The 20,183-nt window shown below is 57.1% G+C and carries 20 protein-coding genes; 11 read left to right on the forward strand and 9 right to left on the reverse strand.

Translation table 11 applies throughout. The features are described 5' to 3' along the window. Positions 1-74 precede the first annotated feature (74 nt). The 5 genes from ACR0DS_RS10120 (at position 75) to ACR0DS_RS10140 (ending at position 5,751) form a co-directional block, all read left to right on the forward strand. Entirely contained in the window at positions 75-1,358 is a 1,284-nt protein-coding gene (locus ACR0DS_RS10120) for an ABC transporter substrate-binding protein (protein WP_480559238.1), read from the forward strand. A 111-nt stretch (positions 1,359-1,469) separates the two neighbouring features. Continuing rightward, entirely contained in the window at positions 1,470-2,303 is an 834-nt protein-coding gene (locus ACR0DS_RS10125) for an ABC transporter ATP-binding protein (protein ID WP_480474334.1), read from the forward strand. Positions 2,304-2,322: 19 nt separating this feature from the next. Further along, positions 2,323-3,540: a phenylacetate--CoA ligase family protein gene (locus ACR0DS_RS10130; RefSeq protein ID WP_480559327.1), complete on the forward strand. Its 1,218-nt coding sequence runs from the start codon at positions 2,323-2,325 to the stop codon at positions 3,538-3,540. A gap of 122 nt (positions 3,541-3,662) precedes the next feature. After that, positions 3,663-5,327 (forward strand): ABC transporter permease, encoded by a 1,665-nt coding sequence (locus tag ACR0DS_RS10135; RefSeq protein ID WP_480554339.1) that lies wholly within the window; start codon positions 3,663-3,665, stop codon positions 5,325-5,327. 73 nt (positions 5,328-5,400) lie between these two features. Beyond that, complete coding sequence (locus ACR0DS_RS10140) at positions 5,401-5,751, forward strand: DUF2794 domain-containing protein (RefSeq protein ID WP_480474332.1); 351 nt, start codon at positions 5,401-5,403, stop codon at positions 5,749-5,751. A gap of 3 nt (positions 5,752-5,754) precedes the next feature. Here the strand turns inward: ACR0DS_RS10140 and ACR0DS_RS10145 are convergent, their stop codons facing one another. Further along, positions 5,755-6,450: a C40 family peptidase gene (locus tag ACR0DS_RS10145; RefSeq protein WP_480559329.1), complete on the reverse strand. Its 696-nt coding sequence runs from the start codon at positions 6,448-6,450 to the stop codon at positions 5,755-5,757. Between ACR0DS_RS10145 and ACR0DS_RS10150 the strand changes: the two genes are divergently transcribed. Further along, the gene (locus ACR0DS_RS10150) at positions 6,349-6,591 is read left to right on the forward strand and encodes a hypothetical protein (protein WP_267363923.1); all 243 of its coding nucleotides are present in this window, start codon (positions 6,349-6,351) and stop codon (positions 6,589-6,591) included. The two genes, ACR0DS_RS10145 and ACR0DS_RS10150, sit on opposite strands and share 102 nt — an antisense overlap. A 41-nt stretch (positions 6,592-6,632) precedes the next feature. Here ACR0DS_RS10150 and ACR0DS_RS10155 read toward each other — a convergent pair whose 3' ends face one another. Together ACR0DS_RS10155 and ACR0DS_RS10160 are read right to left on the reverse strand one after the other, a co-directional pair. Further along, positions 6,633-8,015: a leucyl aminopeptidase family protein gene (locus ACR0DS_RS10155; RefSeq protein ID WP_480559240.1), complete on the reverse strand. Its 1,383-nt coding sequence runs from the start codon at positions 8,013-8,015 to the stop codon at positions 6,633-6,635. Between the two features lie 63 nt (positions 8,016-8,078). Further along, positions 8,079-8,468, reverse strand: coding sequence for a hypothetical protein (locus ACR0DS_RS10160; RefSeq protein ID WP_480476854.1), 390 nt, complete (start codon positions 8,466-8,468; stop codon positions 8,079-8,081). Positions 8,469-8,612: 144 nt separating this feature from the next. Between ACR0DS_RS10160 and ACR0DS_RS10165 the strand changes: the two genes are divergently transcribed. Both ACR0DS_RS10165 and ACR0DS_RS10170 read left to right on the forward strand, forming a co-directional pair. Then, entirely contained in the window at positions 8,613-9,263 is a 651-nt protein-coding gene (locus ACR0DS_RS10165; RefSeq protein WP_267363919.1) for a carbonic anhydrase, read from the forward strand. 97 nt (positions 9,264-9,360) lie between these two features. After that, the gene (locus ACR0DS_RS10170; RefSeq protein ID WP_480506899.1) at positions 9,361-9,897 is read left to right on the forward strand and encodes an SRPBCC family protein; all 537 of its coding nucleotides are present in this window, start codon (positions 9,361-9,363) and stop codon (positions 9,895-9,897) included. A gap of 63 nt (positions 9,898-9,960) precedes the next feature. Here ACR0DS_RS10170 and ACR0DS_RS10175 read toward each other — a convergent pair whose 3' ends face one another. From ACR0DS_RS10175 to ACR0DS_RS10195, 5 genes are all read right to left on the reverse strand, one after another. Then, complete coding sequence (locus ACR0DS_RS10175) at positions 9,961-10,878, reverse strand: endonuclease/exonuclease/phosphatase family protein (protein ID WP_480559242.1); 918 nt, start codon at positions 10,876-10,878, stop codon at positions 9,961-9,963. 217 nt (positions 10,879-11,095) lie between these two features. Beyond that, positions 11,096-12,727 (reverse strand): DUF4139 domain-containing protein, encoded by a 1,632-nt coding sequence (locus ACR0DS_RS10180; protein ID WP_480559244.1) that lies wholly within the window; start codon positions 12,725-12,727, stop codon positions 11,096-11,098. Positions 12,728-12,850: 123 nt separating this feature from the next. Next, the gene (locus ACR0DS_RS10185; protein ID WP_480474325.1) at positions 12,851-13,873 is read right to left on the reverse strand and encodes an aspartate-semialdehyde dehydrogenase; all 1,023 of its coding nucleotides are present in this window, start codon (positions 13,871-13,873) and stop codon (positions 12,851-12,853) included. Positions 13,874-13,976: 103 nt separating this feature from the next. Beyond that, positions 13,977-15,008 (reverse strand): glycosyltransferase family 4 protein, encoded by a 1,032-nt coding sequence (locus tag ACR0DS_RS10190; RefSeq protein WP_480559245.1) that lies wholly within the window; start codon positions 15,006-15,008, stop codon positions 13,977-13,979. A 21-nt stretch (positions 15,009-15,029) separates the two neighbouring features. Then, on the reverse strand, positions 15,030-16,202 hold the full coding sequence (locus ACR0DS_RS10195) for an MFS transporter (RefSeq protein WP_480482416.1): 1,173 nt from the start codon (positions 16,200-16,202) through the stop codon (positions 15,030-15,032). A gap of 140 nt (positions 16,203-16,342) precedes the next feature. Here ACR0DS_RS10195 and ACR0DS_RS10200 point away from each other — a divergent pair, with 140 nt between their 5' ends. Further along, the gene (locus tag ACR0DS_RS10200) at positions 16,343-17,485 is read left to right on the forward strand and encodes a DUF3095 domain-containing protein (RefSeq protein WP_480559247.1); all 1,143 of its coding nucleotides are present in this window, start codon (positions 16,343-16,345) and stop codon (positions 17,483-17,485) included. Positions 17,486-17,489: 4 nt separating this feature from the next. Here the strand turns inward: ACR0DS_RS10200 and ACR0DS_RS10205 are convergent, their stop codons facing one another. Further along, entirely contained in the window at positions 17,490-18,260 is a 771-nt protein-coding gene (locus tag ACR0DS_RS10205) for an HpcH/HpaI aldolase family protein (RefSeq protein ID WP_480482412.1), read from the reverse strand. Between the two features lie 188 nt (positions 18,261-18,448). On the opposite strand from ACR0DS_RS10205, the gene hpaR reads away from it, so the two are divergent. Together hpaR and ACR0DS_RS10215 are read left to right on the forward strand one after the other, a co-directional pair. Then, positions 18,449-18,883, forward strand: a complete 435-nt coding sequence (gene hpaR / locus ACR0DS_RS10210) for a homoprotocatechuate degradation operon regulator HpaR (protein ID WP_209506956.1) — start codon at positions 18,449-18,451, stop codon at positions 18,881-18,883. Between the two features lie 601 nt (positions 18,884-19,484). Next, positions 19,485-20,183, forward strand: coding sequence for a fumarylacetoacetate hydrolase family protein (locus tag ACR0DS_RS10215; protein WP_480559249.1), 699 nt, complete (start codon positions 19,485-19,487; stop codon positions 20,181-20,183).

Below are 20,183 nucleotides of genomic sequence, written 5' to 3' on the forward strand. Positions count from 1 at the left end.
GGGCTGGCCCAATCATAAAGACGGGTGATCAAGCCCGAACTCAATATCGGATCAATCAAGGGAGGAGACACCCGATGAACAAGAAACTGGCAACTGTGGCGCTGAGCGCCCTGATGGCGGCAGGACCTGCGATGGCGGATCTTGTGTTCCCGTCGCTCAGCTATCGAACCGGGCCCTATGCGGCCGGTGGTATTCCGTTCGCGGACGGTTACGCCGACTATTTCACGCTTCTGAACGAGCGGGACGGTGGCATTGGCGGTGTACCTGCAAACGTGATCGAATGTGAAACCGGGTATAACACCGAAAAAGGCGTGGAATGTTATGAGTCCACCAAAGGTGAAGGCGCACTGGTGTATCAGCCGCTGTCGACCGGAATCACCTATCAGCTGATCCCCAAAGTAACCGCCGACGGCATTCCGTTGCACACAATGGGGTATGGCCGGACCTCGGCTGCGAATGGCAAAGTGTTCAGCCATGTGTTCAACTATCCGGCCAACTACTGGAACGGTGCGTCCGGTGCGATCAACTATCTGTTGGATGAAAATGGCGGTGACCTGAGCGGCAAGAAGATTGCGCTGGTCTATCACAACTCGGCCTATGGCAAGGAACCGATCCGGACGCTGGAAACTCTGGCTGAAAAGCATGGGTATGAGCTGTCCTTGCTGCCGGTTGATCACCCGGGCCAGGAGCAGAAGTCGCAATGGCTGCAAATTCGCCGCGAAAAGCCTGACTATGTCATCATGTGGGGCTGGGGCGTCATGAACCAGGTTGCGGTTCAGGAAGCGGCCAACATCCGTTTCCCGATGGAAAACTTCATCGGTGTCTGGTGGTCTGGCGCGGAATTCGACGTTCAGCCTGCTGGGGAAAAAGCGACCGGTTACAAGGCGCTGACCTTTACTGGCCTTGGCATGGACTATCCTGTCTATGACGACCTGAAAAAGTACGTCGTTGACTCGGGCAAGGCTGCAGGTGCCGGCGATCAGCTGGGTACAGTTCAGTACAACCGTGGTCTTTATGCCGCCATGCTGGCAGCCGAGGCTGTGAAAACGGCGCAGGAGATGCACGGAACCGCTGATATCGACGCATCGATGATGCGCGATGGCATGGAAGCATTGGAAATGACCAACGCCAAGATGGAAGCTCTTGGCATGTCCGGGTTCGGCCCTGAATTCTCGGTCTCCTGCGAGAACCACGGCGGCCCAGGCCTTGTCGGTGTTGTTCAGTGGGATGCGGCGACTGGCGCCTGGAACCCGGTACAGGACTTCAAACCGACAGATGCCGAAGTTATCGGCGCGTTGATCGATGAAGATTCCGGTGCCTACGCAACCGAAAACAGCATCTCGCCACGTTGCGAGTAAGGCATGTTGCGCCACGGATGTGATCCGGGGCGTTCAGACAACCGGAGCGGCGGGTCGCCTGCCGCTCCTCACGAACAGCCCCGGAACGGGCAGGCATGAGGAAACGCGCTGATGCTGGATGCGGCACAAACCACTGACGTGCAGGCGGAAACCCTGCTTGAGGTCAATAATATCGAGGTGATCTACAACCACGTGATCCTCGTGTTGAAAGGCGTCAGCCTGAACGTTCCAAAGGGCGGCATCACAGCACTGCTGGGCGGCAATGGCGCGGGCAAGACAACCACGCTCAAGGCCGTTTCGAACCTGCTGCATTCCGAACGCGGAGAAGTCACCAAAGGTTCGATCAAGTATCGCGGCCAGAACGTGCATGAAAGCGATCCGGCCGATCTGGTTGAAAAGGGTGTCATTCAGGTGATGGAAGGCCGCCACTGTTTCGAGCACTTGACCGTCGAGGAAAACTTGCTGACCGGCGCATATACTCGAAAAGACGGGGCTGCTGCGGTCCAGCGGGATCTTGAGATGGTTTACGCATATTTTCCCCGGCTCAAGGAACGCCGCCGGTCGCAGGCAGGCTATACATCGGGTGGGGAACAGCAGATGGTTGCCATGGGGCGGGCGTTGATGTCGCGGCCCGAGACGATTTTGCTGGACGAACCCTCAATGGGGCTTGCTCCGCAGCTGGTCGAAGAGATTTTCAGTATCGTGAAGGACCTCAACGAAAAAGAGGGCGTGTCCTTTCTGCTGGCAGAGCAGAACACCAACGTCGCCCTGCGCTTTGCACATTATGGTTACATTCTTGAATCCGGGCGTGTCGTGATGGATGGCCCGGCAGCCGACCTGCGCGAAAACCCGGATGTGAAAGAGTTCTACCTGGGTATGTCCGATGAGGGCCGCAAAAGCTTTCGCGATGTGCGGTCCTATCGTCGTCGCAAAAGGTGGCTGTGAGCGGATGGAGGATATGGCGATGACCTATTTCGACGCACTCGAAACACGCTCGGCAGATGAACGCGCCTCGGATCAGGCCAGGGCACTAGTGGAGCAGATTAAACGCGCGATGTCAGCCCCTGGATTTGCGTCTCATTTGTCAGAATCAGAAACTAATAAGGTAAAATCAGCAGAAGATTTGCCGACATTGCCCGTTCTGCGGAAATCGGATCTGACCCGAGCACAAGCCAAACGCCCCCCGTTTGGCGGATTTACGGTAAAACCGGCGCGGCATTTCCATCATGTGTTCCAGTCACCCGGACCGATCTATGAGCCGGGCAGCACTGATCACGACTGGTGGCGCATGGGCCGTTTCCTGAATGCTGCGGGTGTTGGCGCAGGGGACATCGTCCAGAACTGTTTTGGGTATCACCTCACCCCGGCCGGTATGATTTTTGAAAACGGCGCACGCGCTGTTGGCGCGGCTGTTCTGCCCGCAGGAACCGGACAAACCGAGTTGCAGGTGACTGCCGCCCGCGACGTTGGCTGTACGGCCTATGCAGGCACGCCGGATTACCTGAAAGTCATTCTGGACAAAGCCGACGAGATGGGCGTTTCACTGCATTTCTCGAAAGCCGCCGTTGGCGGAGGCGCTTTGTTCCCGTCTTTGCGACAGGAATATTCCGATCGGGGTATCTCGTGCCTGCAATGTTACGCGACAGCGGATCTGGGCAATATTGCTTATGAAAGCGCCGCGATCGACGGGATGATCATCGACGAGCACGTGATTGTCGAGATTGTTACACCGGGAACCGGAACTCCGGTGGCGCCGGGTGAGGTGGGTGAGGTCGTGGTAACCTCACTCAACCCCGATTACCCGCTGATCCGCTTTGCGACGGGCGACCTGTCCGCCGTGATGCCGGGAATTTCTCCTTGCGGTCGCACGAACACCCGGATCAAGGGTTGGATGGGGCGTGCAGATCAGACAACCAAGATCAAAGGTATGTTCGTGCGACCGGAACAGGTTGCCGCGTTGGTCGACAAGCATGAAGAAATCGTCAAGGCCCGCGTCATCGCCACCCGTCAGGGCGAGATGGATTCGATGACTGTCCAGATCGAAAGCACAGGCGGGGATGATACGGCATATGCCAGATCGGTGGCCGAAGTGCTGAAACTGAAAGGCGCAATCGAAGTCGTCGCCCCCGGCTCGCTGCCCAAAGACGGGCTGGTGATTGAGGATCAGCGCGTCTACGAATAGCAGTGAAAATCAGGTCTGCGGCAGTTTGTGTCGCAGATTTGTTGACCGACGCACTGGTGTTTCCGAGCATTTTGGTCGATTAAAGGCAGACCCTAAGCCTTTGCCAATCAAAAGCCGGGATGATGGCCCAGATCGACTATTCAGAAAACGGATCACGCAATCGCGGTGTACGCGGCACACGGCTGTTGGCCGCTGTCGCCTATCTTGTGGCTGCCGCGTGCCTGCTGCCCATGGTGGCCGTGGTCTTGGCAGCGGTGACCGGCGGAACAGATACGATCTCGCACCTGATGGACACGGTGTTGCCCGGCTATACCGTGACGACCCTGATCCTTGTGGTTCTGGTTGCGTCGGGTACGTTCAGTATCGGCACGGGCGCTGCCTGGTTGGTGACGATGACCCGCTTTCCCGGTGTCAGGATCCTTGAGATCGCGCTGGTCTTGCCGTTGGCCTTTCCGGCGTATGTGCTCGCCTATGCGTACACCTTTATTCTGGATCATCCGGGTATTGTTCAAAGCACCTTGCGAGATGTAACGGGCTGGGGGCCGCGCGACTACTGGTTCCCTGAAATCCGCTCGACCGGGGGCGCGGCGGTGATGCTGATTCTGGTGCTTTACCCCTATGTCTACCTGCTGGCACGGGCTGCGTTCCTGCAACAAAGTGCTACGGCGTTTCTGGCGGCGCGGGCGCTGGGCAACAACCCATGGCTGGCGTTTCGGCGCGTCTCGCTGCCGATGGCGCGCCCGGCAATCGCCGGTGGCGTGCTTCTGGCCATCATGGAAACCATCGCCGATTTCGGAACCGTGTCGTATTTCGGTGTGCAGACCTTTGCGACCGGGATCTACACCAGCTGGTTTTCCATGGCCGACCGAGCGGCGGCGGCGCAGCTGGCGTGGTGCCTGCTTGTCTTTGCACTGATCATGGCTGTGGCCGAGCGCACCCAACGCGGTAAGGCAAAATACTATCAGGCAGGAAAGAAACATGCTGCCCAACCGGCGGAAGATCTGACCGGTCTTCGCGCCGTCGCGGCATTCTTGTTATGTACGATACCCGTTATCTTCGGGTTTCTGCTGCCCGTTATCATACTGGTCGAGATGGGTTTGGAATCGGAACAGAACCTGCTGTCGCGGCGCTATATCGGTTTCATCCAGAACTCGCTGACCCTTGCCGGCACGGCCGCGGTCGTCACTGTCTTTGCGGCGATCTGTGTCGGGTTCTTTCAACGTCTGAGACCCGGGCGCGCGTCGTCTGCGACGGCCTACATGGCGCGGCTGGGATATGCCGTGCCCGGTGGCGTCATCGCAGTCGGCTTGATTGTACCTTTCGCCAGCTTTGACAACGCGCTGGATGCCTGGATGCGGCAGACCTTCGATGTATCGACTGGGTTGTTGGTTACAGGCTCGATTTGGTTGCTGGTTGCCGCTTACATGGTGCGATTCCTTGCTGCCGCGCTCAGCGCATATGAAGGGGGGCAAAGCACGGTTCATGCCAATATGGATGCCGCGGCCCGGTCGTTGGGGCAAACACCGCTGGGAACATTGCGGCGCGTTCACCTGCCCATTCTGACACCGTCGCTGCTGACTGCGCTGTTGATCGTCTTTGTGGACGTAATGAAGGAATTGCCTGCCACCCTGATCATGCGCCCGTTCAACTTCGACACACTGGCCGTACAGGCATACAGGCTTGCCTCGGATGAGAGGCTTGAGGGTGCCGCCGTGCCCTCACTGGTCATTCTGGCAGTCGGCCTGCTGCCGGTAATCCTGATCTGCCGTCAGGTTGGTCGGCGGTAACACTTGTGTTGTAAATGCCGGACAACCGCGCATCAGGCTTGATTCAAACATAATTTCCGGCAAGGCTGGCGGTATGAACATGCAGCCTCCCAACCGGTTTTCGGCAAGCGCAGCGCAGATGCCCGTGGCCTTTGACCGGCACGAGATGTCGCAAATCCTGTCCGTTTATGGACGGATGGTCGCCGCCGGAGAGTGGCGGGACTATGGTATCTCAAACCTGCGCGACATGGCGGTGTTCTCGATCTTCCGGCGCACTGCTGAGCACCCGATCTACCGCGTCGAAAAGCACCCGCGCCTGAAATCCCGGCAGGGGATGTACTCTGTCATCGGTATGGATGGCCGCATCCTGAAACGCGGCCACGATCTGCGAGCCGTCCTGCGGGTGCTGGAACGCAAGCTCATCCGGGCCGTAAACCCGGATTAGAGCCTAAGACGCAGGATGTCGCCCATATCCTGTTACAGCCCCGAACTCTTTTCGGCCGATACGAGAAATAGCGTCTTCCAAAGGTTCTTTGGCAACAGCCATGTGATGTGCGTTTGCATGCAGAAGCGTGTCCTGATCCAGCATCATGCCTACGTGACCTTTCCAAAACACCAGATCACCACGGCGAAGCTCGGGGCTTGAGATTGGCTTGAAGAACTCTGCTTGCATGTCGCTATCGCGAGGGCAGGGTAATCCGCAAGAATGAAAAGCGATTTGAATCAGGCCCGAACAGTCAAGTCCAAGCCCGGTATCGCCACCGTAGATGTAAGGGGTGGTAAGAAACTGTTCTGCTATGGCTGCAGGATCAGAACCCACCCAGTCTTTTTCGACCAGCTGTGTTTCGCGAATGTATCGCGGCGTTGGAATGTGGCCCTCTTCTTTCACGCAAACCCACCCGGTCGAACGAATGGCTTTTTCGCGTTCAGAATCGCGGCGCGGCCAGTATTCAACACCAGCGCCAAAAGGCAGTATCCGCTCATTCACGTTTTTAGTCACATCGGGGTGTTTCAACGAAACGGCCCTTGGCACGGAAACTCGATGCGTTGGCTGAAGCGGCCGAACCGCTATTTCCTGTCGCACCCATCCAACATAGCCATCTTTTTCGCGAAACCCGAACAGGTGGTTCTGCGTCCGTTCCAAGATGATGAATACTTCTCCACACACCATTTGGCACCGCCGGCTACCATTGGGTTTGTCCAGAACGTCCCGCACAACCGATTGGATACGATATGTTTCACCATCCGTGAAATCGTCAGCGTCGATATGACCTTTCAACGATGAATGCGCTACTCGTCCGTTGAAGGGGAGCAATCTGTGATCCGTCATAACCCCAATACCTCCGGTAAGGCCGACAGCACTGCGCGTGTTCCCTGACCCAGACCGCCTTTTGTGCGGCCGGGTTCATTGCTGGGTTGCCACGCGTAGATGTCAAAATGGATATAGCGACTGGACCCTACGAACCGGCGCAGAAACAGCGCGGCGGTGATAGACCCGGCAAACCCGCCCGAGGGGGCATTGTCCAGATCGGCAATGCCGGGTTCGATCATCGCCTCGTAGGGTGTGTGAAAGGGCATTCTCCAGACCGGATCAGCAGACGTTTTGGCCGCTTGTGTCAAGGCCACGGCGCAGCTTTCGTCGTCGGTGTAAAACGGTGCCAGATCAGGGCCCACGGCCACGCGCGCCGCACCGGTCAGCGTTGCCATCGAGATCACCAGATCGGGATTCCCTTCATCCGCCAAAGTCAGCGCATCAGCCAGAACCAGACGCCCTTCGGCGTCGGTGTTGTTGATTTCAACGGTCAGACCCTTGCGTGAGGTCAGGATATCACCGGGGCGGAAGGCATTGCCTGATACCGCGTTTTCAACGGCCGGGATCAGAACCCGCAGTTGCAGCGGAAGGTCCAGCGCCATGATCATCCGGGCCAGTCCCAACACATTGGCCGCGCCACCCATGTCTTTTTTCATCAGGCCCATGGAAGCGCCCGGTTTCAAATTCAGCCCGCCGGTATCGAAACATACACCTTTGCCCACCAGTGTCAGTCTGGGGCCACTGGTGCCCCAGTTCAGTTCGATCAGCCGGGGGGCCTGTACCGCGGCCCGCCCTACCGTGTGAATCATGGGAAAGTTCTGGTCCAGCAGCGCTTGGCCGGTGATCACCTTGCAAGACGCGCCGAATTCATCCGCCAGAACCTCGACCGTTTGCTGCAACTGATCCGGTCCCATGTCCGAAGTGGGCGTGTTGACCAGATCGCGCGTCAGAGCCTCGGCATTTGCCATGGCTTCAATACGGGTGGCGTTGATGCCATCAGGCGCAATCAATGCCGCTGACCCTCCGGTCTGGGACGCGTATCGATCGAAGACATAGCCAGTCATCAGCCAGCCAAGACACTCTATCTCCAACAGATCCGCAGGAATGCCCGAAGCAATGCCGTAGGTGCCTTCCGGCAGCGCCAAAGCCGCTGCCGCGAGGGGAAACCGTTTGCGCACACGTTTTTCTTCGGTTCCGTAACCAGCCAACGCGAATTCAATTGCGCCGTTCGTTGCCGGCACAAGCAGGGCCTGCCCCAGAGCGCCGGAAAACCCGTTTGCTGCGACCCAGGACTGCACGCGCTCAGGCTGATCCAGAAGCCAGCCGTCCAATTCCGGCTGCGCGATCACATGAAGCGGTACGGAAGGGTCAGAGGATGGGGCGAAGGACAGAGTCATGGGCGCCTCGGCAGATTGTTTCTGTGCACAGACTAGCCGCGCATAATCTGCCCGCAACCCCTGTCAGACGGAAAGGTCCTGTTGGTCCCAGACGGCTGTCAACGACCGCTCACCAACGCGGATCAGACGTCCCAGCGTCGCGCCCGCTGCTACCGCGTCACCGGCATCGACGGCCTGCGCTACGTCACCTGCAACCCTGGCCAGAACCGTCATCCCGACCTGTTCGGAAATCGCGACCAGCGACCTTGCGCATTTGCGCAGGTCGGCCCACTCGCGCTGACGCCAAAAGCGTTCGCAGTTCGACAGGCGCACTGCCAGTTCTTCGATGGTGCGACACAGCACATCCAGCGCGTTCTTGTCGCCCAGTTGACGGTAAAGGCCACTTAGCTGGTCCGAATCCAGACGGACGGATTCCTTGTGTTCAAGCGTGATAATTTTTTCCACCACATTCACCCTAATTCTGACGCCCCCACGGCGCAGGTTTGATACTGGTGGCAAATTCCTTTGCAAAACCTTGCAGAGAAACCGGATAATTACTCGAATTTTCCTAGAATTCAGTTTAGAGGATCGGTCAGCGACAAGAACGGGGACACCGTAATGGAATTTGCCAAACCTTTGCCGAGCTATCTGGTCACGCGGTATCACGGCTGGAAAGCGACCACATATTCGGAAAACCAGGTCTGGTTCAAGCGGCTGGCAGATGAAGGGCAGCGGCCCCGGGCGATGGTGATTTCCTGCTGCGACAGCCGGGTCCATGTGACCTCGATGTTCGGTGCCGATCAGGGCGATTTCTTTATCCACCGCAATATCGCCAATCTGGTGCCACCCTATGCGCCGGACGGTGATCATCACGGTACCAGCGCAGCAATCGAGTATGCCGTCACTTCTCTCAAGGTTGCGCATCTGATGGTTCTTGGCCATTCGCAATGCGGTGGTGTTCAGGGCTGTATCGACATGTGCAAGGGTCAGGCGCCGCAACTGGACGCAAAAGAAAGCTTTGTCGGTCGCTGGATGGACATTCTGAAACCAAAATTCGAACTTGTCGCTGATATCGAAGACAGCCTCGAACAAGCCCGGCAGCTGGAACGCCAGTCGGTTGTTGCGTCGCTTGAAAACCTGATGACGTTCCCGTTCATCTCGTCAGCGGTCGAACAGGGCACCCTGAGCCTGCACGGGTTGTGGACCGATATCGGCGCTGGCGGGTTAGAGAGTTTCGACCCCATACAGAAGAAATTCGTTCCGGTCTGACGACAGTTCATAGTGAAAAAATGATGCGGAATACGGCTCTGATTCCGGGCCGTTTTTTCGTATGCTCCACACATGACGTTTGATTTTGGAGCTTGCTATGAAGATACTTAAACGAATTCTCGCAGGGCTGTGCCTTCTTGTTTTTCTGTTCGTCGCCGTCTCATACGTGTTGCCCGGCAAGGCGGAAGTGTCCCGCAGCATCACCATCGACGCCCCGGCTGCAGTGATCTTTCCGTTTGTGAATTCCATGCAAGCGACCGAGAAATGGTCACCCTGGCTGTCACGCGATCCGGAGACGAAACTAAGCTACAGTGGCCCCGAGGAAGGTGTCGGTAACAAGTTGAACTGGAGCTCGGATCACGCACAGGTCGGTACGGGGTCGCAGGAAATCGTCGAAAGCGTGGAAAATCAACTGGTCAAAACAGATCTGGACTTTGGGCAGATGGGCACGGCGTCGGCTTCGTTCACTCTGAAACCCGATGGTGACTCAACCAATGTGACTTGGGGGTTCGAATCCGATCTGGGGCTCAACCCCATGTCCCGCTGGATGGGGGTGATGATGGATAAATGGGTTGGCGGCGATTACGAGCGGGGGTTGAATAATCTGAAAGTGCTGATCGAAAATAACACCTAGACCCTTCTTGGGATCGCGACATACGTTCTGGTATGTCCACCAAGGCAGCGGGGGCCTCGCGGATCAATCCAAACGAAACCGCGCGAATTTGCCGAAATGGTCGGATCCCATGAACGGGCGCAGTTCGACTGTTCCGGTTGTTCCCTTCGGGAGCAAAAGGTTGTCGATTGGCAACGGTAGGTGCCAGCTGCCAAGATCATGAGTGTTCAGGACGGCCCCAAAACTCTGGTTGTCTGCTGCCGCCGCTATCCGCCGGACGCTTGCACCCCAAGGAACCATGTTGAAATCCCCGGCTATCAGAACCGGGCCATCCAGATCCGCAATGCGTTCCGCAATGATCCGGCTTTGGGTTGATTGGTCATAAGGAAAAGGCCAGTTCAGGTGGATCGATACGATCCAGACCAAAGACCCGTCCGGGGCTTCGACTTGTATTCCGACAAGACCATGACCTTTCAGGCAAAACCCGGACCCTTCGACAATCGGCAAAGTTGTCAGGATGGCAACGTTTTGTTCGGGACGAAACTCACAGATCACCTTTTCGGGGTAATGCTCGAACAGGTTGCTCATGTATTCGCGGTTGTGACTTGAGACTTCCTGCAACGTCACGATCTGAGCATCGGATGCAATGATGTCGTCGGCCAGCGAATACCGGGGCCACGCCCGGCTCATGAGGTTCTTTTGATACAGGGTCAGACACGGACCGTCGCAGTCCTTGGGCGGGGCGGCGAAACTGGTTGCGATTGATCCCACAGCAACGGCGGCAAAGGCCAGGGTCACCAAAGCAAGGTATCTGGCGCGCATATACAGCAGGATCGCGGCACACGGCAAAAGCAAAACGCCAGCTTGCGGGCGGAAAAGCGCAAAGGAATCTCCGACTGCCAGGAATTGCCCGGTAAACCCGATGAGGATAAGCCCAACCAGAATGCCTGTACATCCCATGATCAGGTATCTTCCAATTCTGCGTTTGGTCGAGTTTCCCATGCTCTGCCCCTGATGCCCTGTGCAGGGCACCACCTGTTGTCTGTATTGTCCCATCCGTCACGTTCAGGTCGGTGATTAGCTGGCAAGCACGCCTGAATTTGTCAACAGATCGGTAATTTGGATTGCCGTCAGCGCTCTGCCGATGCTTGGGGTCCGGTCGGTGCCTTGATGGGTGCGGCTGATGAAATAGACGGCAAAATCCGAGCGTCTTTGGAAGCTACCTCAGGTCCATCCCCTCTGGCCAGTTCAGTTCAAGGTTCAAGGTGATGTTTGCCTTTTGATCGGGGGCAATATCCATTTCCCAAGCTAGAATTCCGCGTTGGTTGTCCACATTTTCTTCATTTGGGCGCGGATTGGCGTTCCACGTGATTTCCAGATCGTCCTGCTCGGAATATGGAACCCGGTCCAAAAGGCGCAGCGGCCAGGTTTGGCCCGTCAGGTTTTCAATGCTGATTTCAGCCTGTTCGATCCGTTGATTGGACCGCGAAATGATCCCGGTGTCACCGCTGCTGCGGTTCAGGATCTGTCGCGAAAGTGTCAGACCATGGATGGGACCAAATCCCATCTCGATTTCTTCCCGAGGGCCAATTTCCTGCGACCCTCCGGCAGCAACAAGAATATCGTCTACAAACCACCGTGCGGCAGCCGACTCTAGAAGCCTCTGATCCATTGGGTTTGTGAACCGCGCGGTCCGATACGCTGTGTCATCGCGCCAGGGCACGCCAAGCGCAAAAACCTCGGCAGATTGGGTGATTGAGTCCAATGCGACCTCGGTAATCTCATAACTAGTGGAAACCGAGATGAGATTTGGCAAAGTGTATGTGATACCGGTGCCTTCTACTGACGAGGTCAACATCGTGCCTATGGATGTCTCTTCCACTATAACAGGTGCCTCGACAACCGCTTCTGCCAATTTCCCGAAATTTCCCTGTTCTGGTTGCGGCGGCGGTGTTTCGCGTATCCAATGTCGTACTGAAGGCAGCCATGATGCAGCGTTCTGCCCTGTGGGGGCAATGGTCGAAACATGCATCGTAACATCGCGCCAGTTTTCACCGGTGTCCTGCGTGATCAGGATGTTGCGGTCGATCCGAACTGTGGGCGCGTCGCCGGTTGCCAAATGAAACTCGTATCCCGGAGACCATTCTGCGGCATAGGAGTCGATGTAAGACACGGTCAGAGCGCCACTTGTTGCTGTGTCGGCGGTCACGTCGACGGCAACGAATACATGGTCATCAGCTTCGGGGATCAGTGCTGCCAGATCAGCCTGAGCAATCAACAAATCTTCTTCCAGCTGTTCCAGTTGCCGCTCGACACCCCGGGCTTCGATTTCCGCCGATTGGGCTTCTTGCTCGGCGCGCAGAGATTCCTCGGCGATCATGCGGGTGATCTCACGCAGCGTGTTTGGGTCGGCAGGCAGACCTTCATTCTGTCCCAATTGACCAAGAAACAATAAGGATTGGCGTGCAGCCTCGGCGCGTAGACGGGTGGCTTTTGCCTTGTCAGTGACAGCAGTGATCTGATCTTCGATAGCTTCGATCCGATCCTCAGCCTGCATTACAGCTTCGCTTTTGCGGTCCTGTATCGGAAGGCTTTCAAAGCGCCGCAGCAACGCGGTTTGTGTCAGACCTTCGGCCAGAACCTGAATTGAAAACAACTGATCTTCGTCACGTGCGGGAATGCCCTGCAAGATCAAACGATGGTTGCCAGCAGGAATTTCGTAGGCCCCTGTGCGGATAATGTCGGCTCCTCTGGGGTAAACCGTGACCTCACTGACTTTGGTGTCGATCAAAAATGTTTCAGCATTCAGGACAGTGGGCGCAAGGGCCAGAAGGTAAATCAGGGGTCTCATAATCACTCGCGGAAATCGGGGGTTATCTTCCCGCAAGGGTTGCAGCCCGGATGGTCGACTGCAAGCACAAAAAAGGGCCGCCTGCAAAGGGCGACCCTTAGGGGTTTTCAGCTTTGAAAGCCCTCAGCCCTTTTTCAGGACCTCACGGCCCAGCAGTTCGGCGATCTGAACCGCGTTCAGGGCGGCACCCTTGCGCAGGTTGTCGCTGACGCACCACAGGTTCAGACCGTTTTCGATGGTCGAATCCTGGCGGATGCGGCTGATGAATGTGGCAAAGTCGCCTGCGCACTCGATGGGCGAGACGTAGCCACCGGCTTCGCGCTTGTCGATCACCATGATGCCCGGCGCTTCGCGCAGGATATCGCGGGCTTCGTCTTCGTCCAGAAATTCCTCGAACTCGATATTCACGGCCTCGGAATGGCCGACGAAGACCGGAACGCGGACGCAGGTTGCGGTGACCTTGATCGACGGATCGACGATCTTCTTGGTCTCGACAACCATCTTCCACTCTTCCTTGGTCGAGCCGTCTTCCATGAAGACGTCGATCTGCGGAATGACGTTGAAGGCGATCTGTTTCTGGAACTTCTTCGGAGCGACTTCGGTGGTTGGGTTGTAGACGGCCTTGGTTTGATCCCAAAGCTCATCCATGCCCTCTTTGCCGGCACCCGAAACTGACTGATAGGTCGACACAACAACGCGCTTGATCTTGGCGCGGTCATGCAGCGGCTTCAGTGCGACAACCATCTGCGCTGTCGAGCAGTTGGGGTTGGCGATGATGTTCTTGTTCTTGTAGTCGTGGATCGCCTGCGGGTTACATTCCGGCACGATCAGCGGAATCTCCGGGTCATAGCGATAGAGCGACGAGTTATCGATCACCACGCAACCCGCGGCCGCCGCCTTTGGAGCGTAGACTTTGGTCGCCTCGGAACCCACGGCAAACAGCGCCATGTCCCAGCCGGTGAAATCGAACGTGTCCAGATCTTTGGTCGTAAGGGTCTTGTCGCCAAAGCTTACTTCGGTACCCAGCGAGCGACGGCTTGCCAGGGCGGCAAGTTCATCAACCGGGAACTGGCGTTCAGCCAGAATGTTCAGCATTTCGCGGCCCACGTTGCCCGTGGCGCCGACGACTACGACGCGATAGCCCATTTCATGTCTCCAAAGTTAAGGACGCGCGTTCATAGCCGCGTTGCGGCGAAGAAAAAAGGGCTATCAGCGGGGTTTTCAACGACTGATGCTGAATTCAAGCGGTTCAATCGTTCAAAAGTCGTTCATATAGCGCAACCAGCGTCTTTGCTTCGCCCTGAATGTCAAAATTCTGCTCGACATGGGTGCGGGATGCCTGACCCGCTTGTGACAGGGAATCATTGCATTTCAACATCTGGGCAATCGCCTCGACCAAGGCGGGAACATCATCGGGGGCCACCACCTTGCCAAAGGATGGATCAGTTATGATCTCGGAGAACGCACCGACATCTGTGGCTACAACCGGAACAGCGCAGGCCATTGCTTCAAGAGGGGTCAAACCAAATCCCTCCCACCTTTGTGGCGCAACAAACAGGTCCAGGGCCTGATACCATTCAGCAATCTGATCTACCGCCACCTCGGGCTTGAAAAGGATGCGATCAGACAAGCCAGCTTTGGTGACTTTATCCTTCAGTTCGGCCAGAAAAGCGGTGTGTTTCTCGGTTGCCCGGCCCATGACGATGCCTGACACTGTGTCGAACCGCCCGCACACGTCAATCATGGCGTCGACAAAGGCATCCGTGCCTTTTTGGTGTCGAATACGGCCGTAACACCCTAACAGTACCCCATCCGGCAGCCCCAGCCGAGCACGGACGGTGACCTTGTCTGAAGGCGGAACGAAGTCCTCCAGGTTGATGCCATGCATCACCACCTGCGAGTCTCGCTCAAGATACCCTGCGGTTTTGCGCGAGGTTGCAACGACCGCATCCATCTTTCCGATCAGCCATTTGGTATAGCCTGTGTGCGGCCTTTGGGACGCGCTTGTGAACAGCATTTTGAGCTTTAACCGGAACACATCGCGCAGGATGAGCCCCAGCAACATCTCGGTGTTGCGGCGTGCGTGCCAGACCCGCCTTTTACGACGCGACAGGAAAGGCAGTCGACCCAGCGGGATGTGCGGCGTGTCGGCGGGCAGACCCGGTCCAGTGGCGGCGATGTCGATCCATTGCGCCTGCAGCGGAACCAGCCGTGCGATGGTCGCTGTTACGCCCGAAAGTCTGCGTTTTAGATTTGGGGCTATGACAATGGGGTCTTTCAACAGGCTCTCCTGATGGCTGCGTCAATCCACACTATCCCGGCTGAATAGATAGATCACGCAACCAATGGCAAGGGTGACCGCAAAAAACCCGAATATTGCGGTGTAGGGTGCCGTTGATCCGTCTTGCACGGTGGCTGCGTGAATACGTCCGGTGACGAATTGAGCAATGCCAACGCCGCCGATGCCGAAAAGATTCAGCAATGTCACACCACGCCCCACCAGATGCGGAGGCACAAAGGCCCGACCATGGGCCATGATGACCGGAAAGCTGGCACCGGTAAAGCCGATTACGGCCATCAGCAGGACAGACAGCCATGTTGCATCCTCGATCCACAAGCAGAGCAAGCCCAACGCAGCTGCGCCCAGTGCGTTGCCAGCGAAAACCACCCATTTCCGGGTACCAAAAACGCGGTCCAGCGGTCCGTAGACAAAAGTGCCCGCAATCATAGCCGCACCCATGATCAGCGTTGCAGTGCCGATCTGAGTGGCACTTAAGCCAAAGACATCGTTCAGGTAAGGCCCGGCCCAAAGCCCTCGCAGCGCAGCAGAGGGGGCGTAAGCAACCAGCATCAGGGGCAGGATCAGCCACAGGGCAGGCTCCTTCAGCAGATCCAGCAGGGATCCCTTGTGTTCTGTTTCGACCTTCGCCGGGTCGTGAACAGTCAGCCACAGGCCCAATGCGATTGCGGCGGACACTGTGGCCAGCCCGACCATCGTTGCGCGCCACCCCATCCATTCCACGGCAAGCGCGGTTGGATAAGAAGCCACCAGATTTCCAACGGACCCTGCGCCCAACATCACGGCGGCCAATGTGGCAAACCGCGCCGGGGGGTATTCACGCGCAAAGATATAGTAGGAGGCCATTAGGACCGGAGAGCACCCGACACCGATCAGGCCCATGGCTATGCTGATGTGCAGGGGCGTTGTTGCGGCTGCAAAAACCGCCGCTCCACCTGCCCCGCCCACCAGAAGCAGCGCGGCGGACGTGAGGCGGGGACCAATCCTGTCCAGCGCCCATCCGACCGGGATCTGCATGACGGCGAATACAATAAACCAAAGACCGGAAGCAAAGGCCAAATCTTCGGGCATGGCACTGATATCACGTTCCAGATCCAGGCTGAGAACCGCAAGGAAAGCGCGGAAAAATTGGCTGAGCACATAGCCCAGGCATAAAACCACCAAACCTGCCTGCATCTTCAGCCCTTTCCTGCTCGTCCGAGGAAAATGCTTGGCACGCCGTGATGCAACGCACAAGCCTGTGTATTATGTTTCAAAGTCAGGACATGGCTCGCCTTCCGGCTATCTTTGTCAAAACATTGATTCCGAGGGGGAGCATGAAAGACCTCCAGTTCACATTTTACGAAAACCTTCCCTTGCAGCGCGATTTTACCCGCCTGGCAGACCCCGCACAGTTTTCAAAACTGCCCGATGATTGGGTTCTGGGTGTTGCTGACATTGTCGATTCAACAGGCGAAATCGCGCGGGGCCGGTACAAGACCGTCAATACTGTGGGCGCTGCGGTAATTTCGGCCATGATCAATGCAATGGACGGCGCGCTGTTTCCATACGTCTTTGGCGGCGATGGGGCTGGGTTTGCTGTTCCACCCGGAAAAGCTGAAACCGCCCGGACTACGCTGGCGGATTTGCGGCGCTGGGCGGATGAAGAGTTCTCCATGCCATTACGGGCGGCGCTGGTGTCGGTGGCTGATATTCGCAAAGCGGGTAAGGATCTGCGTGTTGCGCGCTATGCACCCTCTGCCGGAGTGGATTACGCCATGTTTTCCGGCGGCGGTCTGGCCTGGGCCGAGGCCGGGATGAAAGCCGGGCAAAATATGGTCACACCCGCAGGGCCAGGTGCGCAGCCGGATCTGACAGGCCTTTCTTGCAGGTGGTCCAACAGCCCGGCCCGTCACGGTCAGATCGTTTCACTGGTCGTACAGCCCACACCGTCAGCAACCGAACGGGACTTTGCCGATCTTGCGCAATCCGTCTTGTCCGCGTCGGAAGCGCTTGAGCGTGCTGGCCATCCGGTGTCGGAAAAGGGTCCGCCCATGACATGGCCTCCACCCGGCCTTGACATCGACGCACATGTGTCGCGCAACGGGCGTCATGTGATTTTGCACAAGCTCGTTCTGCTGGTTCAAAACCTGTTGATCGCGGTATTGTTCAAAACTGGCCTGCGGATGGGACGCTTTGAGCCGGACCATTACAGACATATGGTCAGTAGTAATGCCGATTACCGAAAGTTTGATGACGGGCTGAAAATGACGCTCGACTGCGATCCGGACACATTGCGCCAAATCGAACACCTGCTTGAAGAGGCGCGTCGCCGTGGGAAAATCAGATACGGTTTGCACGCACAGGACGAGGCGATGATGACATGTATCGTCCCCTCGGCCACCCGGGATGACCATGTGCATTTTGTTGATGGAGCCTCGGGCGGCTATGCGCAGGCCGCTGCGGCCATGCGCTCTTGAGTGTCTAAGAAGGTTTCCACTGCGCGGCCAGCGCGCGTGCGGCCTGTGCCAGCAGCATCACATCAATGCCGACCGCCAGAAATTGGGCGCCCATGTCCAGATAGGCCTGACGCGCTTCGTCATTGGTGGCAAGGATGCCCGGCGCTTTGCCTGCGGCCTTGATCCGGGCCAGGGCGTCCGCGATGACCGCACGCACCTCGGGTGCGGTGCTGTTGCCCTTGTACCCCATGTCGGTTGACAGATCAGCGGGGCCAATGAAAACGCCATCCACACCTTCGACTTGAAGAATGTCATCCAACGCGGCCACTCCGGCGCGGGTTTCCACCTGCAACAACAGGCAGATTTCCTGATCTGCGGTCTGGATATAGTCGCTTGTCGACCCATACATCGTGGCGCGCGATGCCGCTGCGCCAACACCCCGCACCCCGTCCGGTGGATAGCGGCAGGCACGGACCAGATCCTGCGCCTGCGCGGCGCTTTCGACAATCGGAACCAGTACTGTTTGGGCACCAGCATCCAGAACCATCTTGATCAGCCAGGTCTCTCCAACAGGGACCCGAACAACGGGATGAGATGCGCTACCGGCCAAAGCTGTCAGTTGATCCCGGATCGAGCGGATCTCATTTGGCGCATGTTCACCATCGATCACCAGCCAATCGAAACCCGCGGTTCCCATGATCTCGGCGGTGACGGATTCAGCAAAGCTCATCCAGCAACCAATCTGCTGTTCGCCCTTTATGAGAGCCTGTTTGAACATATTCTTTGGGGCTGACATGCTGAAACCTCATATTTGAGCCGGAGCAGGTGAGAAGGACATGAAATGGACCTCGGTCGCATCATCAACGGTCGTTCCTAATTGTCCAGCCTGAAATCGGCCCGCATAACGTGCGTATACGGGAGTGGGCGCTGCTGCTGCGTGTCGGGTTGCTTGCTTATATCCCGGATTTCGGTGATAATTTTCTTATGACCGACGATCTCCCTCTGACGTCGCGATCTTTGCCCATTGCGCTTTTGCGGGCGCGGGAAAAGGTTATGGGACCCATTCGAGCAATGCTGGCTGACGCTGGTGTCACGGAACAGCAGTGGCGGGTGTTGCGGGTGTTGAATGAAGAAGGCCCGCAAGAGCCGACCCACATCGCCGATCGCGCCTGCCTGTTGCTGCCAAGCCTGACGCGCATTCTGCAAAAGCTGGAGACCCGCGGACTGATCACGCGGCGCAGCCATCCGGCAGACCGACGGCGTCAGGTTGTTGAGATCAGCACAAAAGGGGTTCAGATCATTCGTGCCAATCTGGCTGCAAGCACGGCACAGGCGGAACGTATTCGATCTCAGCTTGGACCGGACAAGCATGAGTTACTGCTGGATCTGCTGAACGAGTTGAAGGACCTCGAATCCTGATTATTGGCACTGCATCCGGTGTCGTCGGCAGTGACCCCGCCGGAAACTGTAGGGGGAGTCTCCGACGGGGCGGCCAGACCCGGACTGGTCGTTGGTGCCTGGCCCAAGACCGGTTACGTCAAACCTGACGGTCCGGCCTGTGCTTCGGAGTATATGAAAAGCCTATAATGTGGCTCTGAACAGGGTCTTTCGGCCCTTGGGGGAGGGGCCTTGCACCTATACTCTCCGAAACTGATTTAGGCAGTTGCCGACCGTTAAATGGGTCAGCCTATGGTTTGCCGACGTCACTTTGGTGAAATGCTTTACCAAAGCTGCTGTTCTGAATTTTGGCACCGCACCGAAATCGGAGCGGTCCTGACTACCTGAGGATTTTGCCCGGCTTTTGACTGAGCCAAGAGTTGTTTCGACCTGTTTGTGTACTGGTGAGACCATAAAAACTGATGAAACCAATTTTTGACACGGCGTCAGTCAATCAGGTCAGAATTGAGCCGTTTCACGCTGAAACACCACTTCGAGATTGGCGAAATACAGCGTGTTTTCCGGGCTTGCTGGAGGGTCTGGCAGACGTAATATGGCAGCTACGCAACCTTCAGGGATTATCATGCCAAACAGCCTGTTTTCGCTTCCGGACCCGATCACCATCCCCGTTGTCGGCGCGGCGGCCGGATATCCCATTGGACGGATCTTCTGCGTTGGTCGAAATTATGCAGCCCATGCTGCAGAAATGGGGAATGAGGTGGATCGCGAGGCACCTTTCTATTTCACTAAATCCGCCCCGAACGCCGTACTCTCAGGTGCGACGGTTCCTTATCCCGCTGGGACCGAGAATTACCACCATGAGATGGAATTGGCATTGGCCATTGGAAAACCCGTGTTTCGCGCCACCAGTGCGCAGGCGTGGGATGCCATTTTTGCCTATGGCTGCGCCCTGGATATGACGCGCCGTGATCTGCAAATCCGCGAGCGCAACAAGCAGCGGCCCTGGGATCTGGGAAAGGACGTCGAAAACGGAGCGGTCTTTGCCCCGTTGACACCATCTGCCGACTGGACCCCGGAAGATGACAAGCGCATTCGGCTAAGCGTAAACGGAGAGTTGCGCCAGAACGCGACCCTGGAGGAGCTGATCTGGAAGATCGACGAGATTGTCATGCACCTGTCCGGCTTTTACCACCTGCGCCCCGGTGACCTGATCCTGACCGGTACGCCGGCTGGCGTTGGTCCAGTCGTTGCAGGGGATGTTCTGACAGGTGAGATTGATGGGCTGGAACCGATCAAATTGTCCCTGTCCGACGCAGAATAG

This window comes from Ruegeria sp. AF5 (genome assembly GCF_056541905.1).

What these genes read in the sequence shown, in the direction of transcription:
- ACR0DS_RS10120 (WP_480559238.1), top strand. Translation starts at nt 75, where the DNA reads ATGAACAAGAAACTGGCAACTGTGGCGCTGAGCGCCCTGATGGCGGCA.
- ACR0DS_RS10125 (WP_480474334.1), top strand. Translation starts at nt 1,470, where the DNA reads ATGCTGGATGCGGCACAAACCACTGACGTGCAGGCGGAAACCCTGCTT.
- ACR0DS_RS10130 (WP_480559327.1), top strand. Translation starts at nt 2,323, where the DNA reads ATGACCTATTTCGACGCACTCGAAACACGCTCGGCAGATGAACGCGCC.
- ACR0DS_RS10135 (WP_480554339.1), top strand. Translation starts at nt 3,663, where the DNA reads ATGGCCCAGATCGACTATTCAGAAAACGGATCACGCAATCGCGGTGTA.
- ACR0DS_RS10140 (WP_480474332.1), top strand. Translation starts at nt 5,401, where the DNA reads ATGAACATGCAGCCTCCCAACCGGTTTTCGGCAAGCGCAGCGCAGATG.
- ACR0DS_RS10150 (WP_267363923.1), top strand. Translation starts at nt 6,349, where the DNA reads ATGCGTTGGCTGAAGCGGCCGAACCGCTATTTCCTGTCGCACCCATCC.
- ACR0DS_RS10155 (WP_480559240.1), bottom strand. Translation starts at nt 8,015, where the DNA reads ATGACTCTGTCCTTCGCCCCATCCTCTGACCCTTCCGTACCGCTTCAT.
- ACR0DS_RS10165 (WP_267363919.1), top strand. Translation starts at nt 8,613, where the DNA reads ATGGAATTTGCCAAACCTTTGCCGAGCTATCTGGTCACGCGGTATCAC.
- ACR0DS_RS10170 (WP_480506899.1), top strand. Translation starts at nt 9,361, where the DNA reads ATGAAGATACTTAAACGAATTCTCGCAGGGCTGTGCCTTCTTGTTTTT.
- ACR0DS_RS10175 (WP_480559242.1), bottom strand. Translation starts at nt 10,878, where the DNA reads ATGGGAAACTCGACCAAACGCAGAATTGGAAGATACCTGATCATGGGA.
- ACR0DS_RS10180 (WP_480559244.1), bottom strand. Translation starts at nt 12,727, where the DNA reads ATGAGACCCCTGATTTACCTTCTGGCCCTTGCGCCCACTGTCCTGAAT.
- ACR0DS_RS10185 (WP_480474325.1), bottom strand. Translation starts at nt 13,873, where the DNA reads ATGGGCTATCGCGTCGTAGTCGTCGGCGCCACGGGCAACGTGGGCCGC.
- ACR0DS_RS10195 (WP_480482416.1), bottom strand. Translation starts at nt 16,202, where the DNA reads ATGCAGGCAGGTTTGGTGGTTTTATGCCTGGGCTATGTGCTCAGCCAA.
- ACR0DS_RS10200 (WP_480559247.1), top strand. Translation starts at nt 16,343, where the DNA reads ATGAAAGACCTCCAGTTCACATTTTACGAAAACCTTCCCTTGCAGCGC.
- ACR0DS_RS10205 (WP_480482412.1), bottom strand. Translation starts at nt 18,260, where the DNA reads ATGTCAGCCCCAAAGAATATGTTCAAACAGGCTCTCATAAAGGGCGAA.
- hpaR (WP_209506956.1), top strand. Translation starts at nt 18,449, where the DNA reads ATGACCGACGATCTCCCTCTGACGTCGCGATCTTTGCCCATTGCGCTT.
- ACR0DS_RS10215 (WP_480559249.1), top strand. Translation starts at nt 19,485, where the DNA reads ATGCCAAACAGCCTGTTTTCGCTTCCGGACCCGATCACCATCCCCGTT.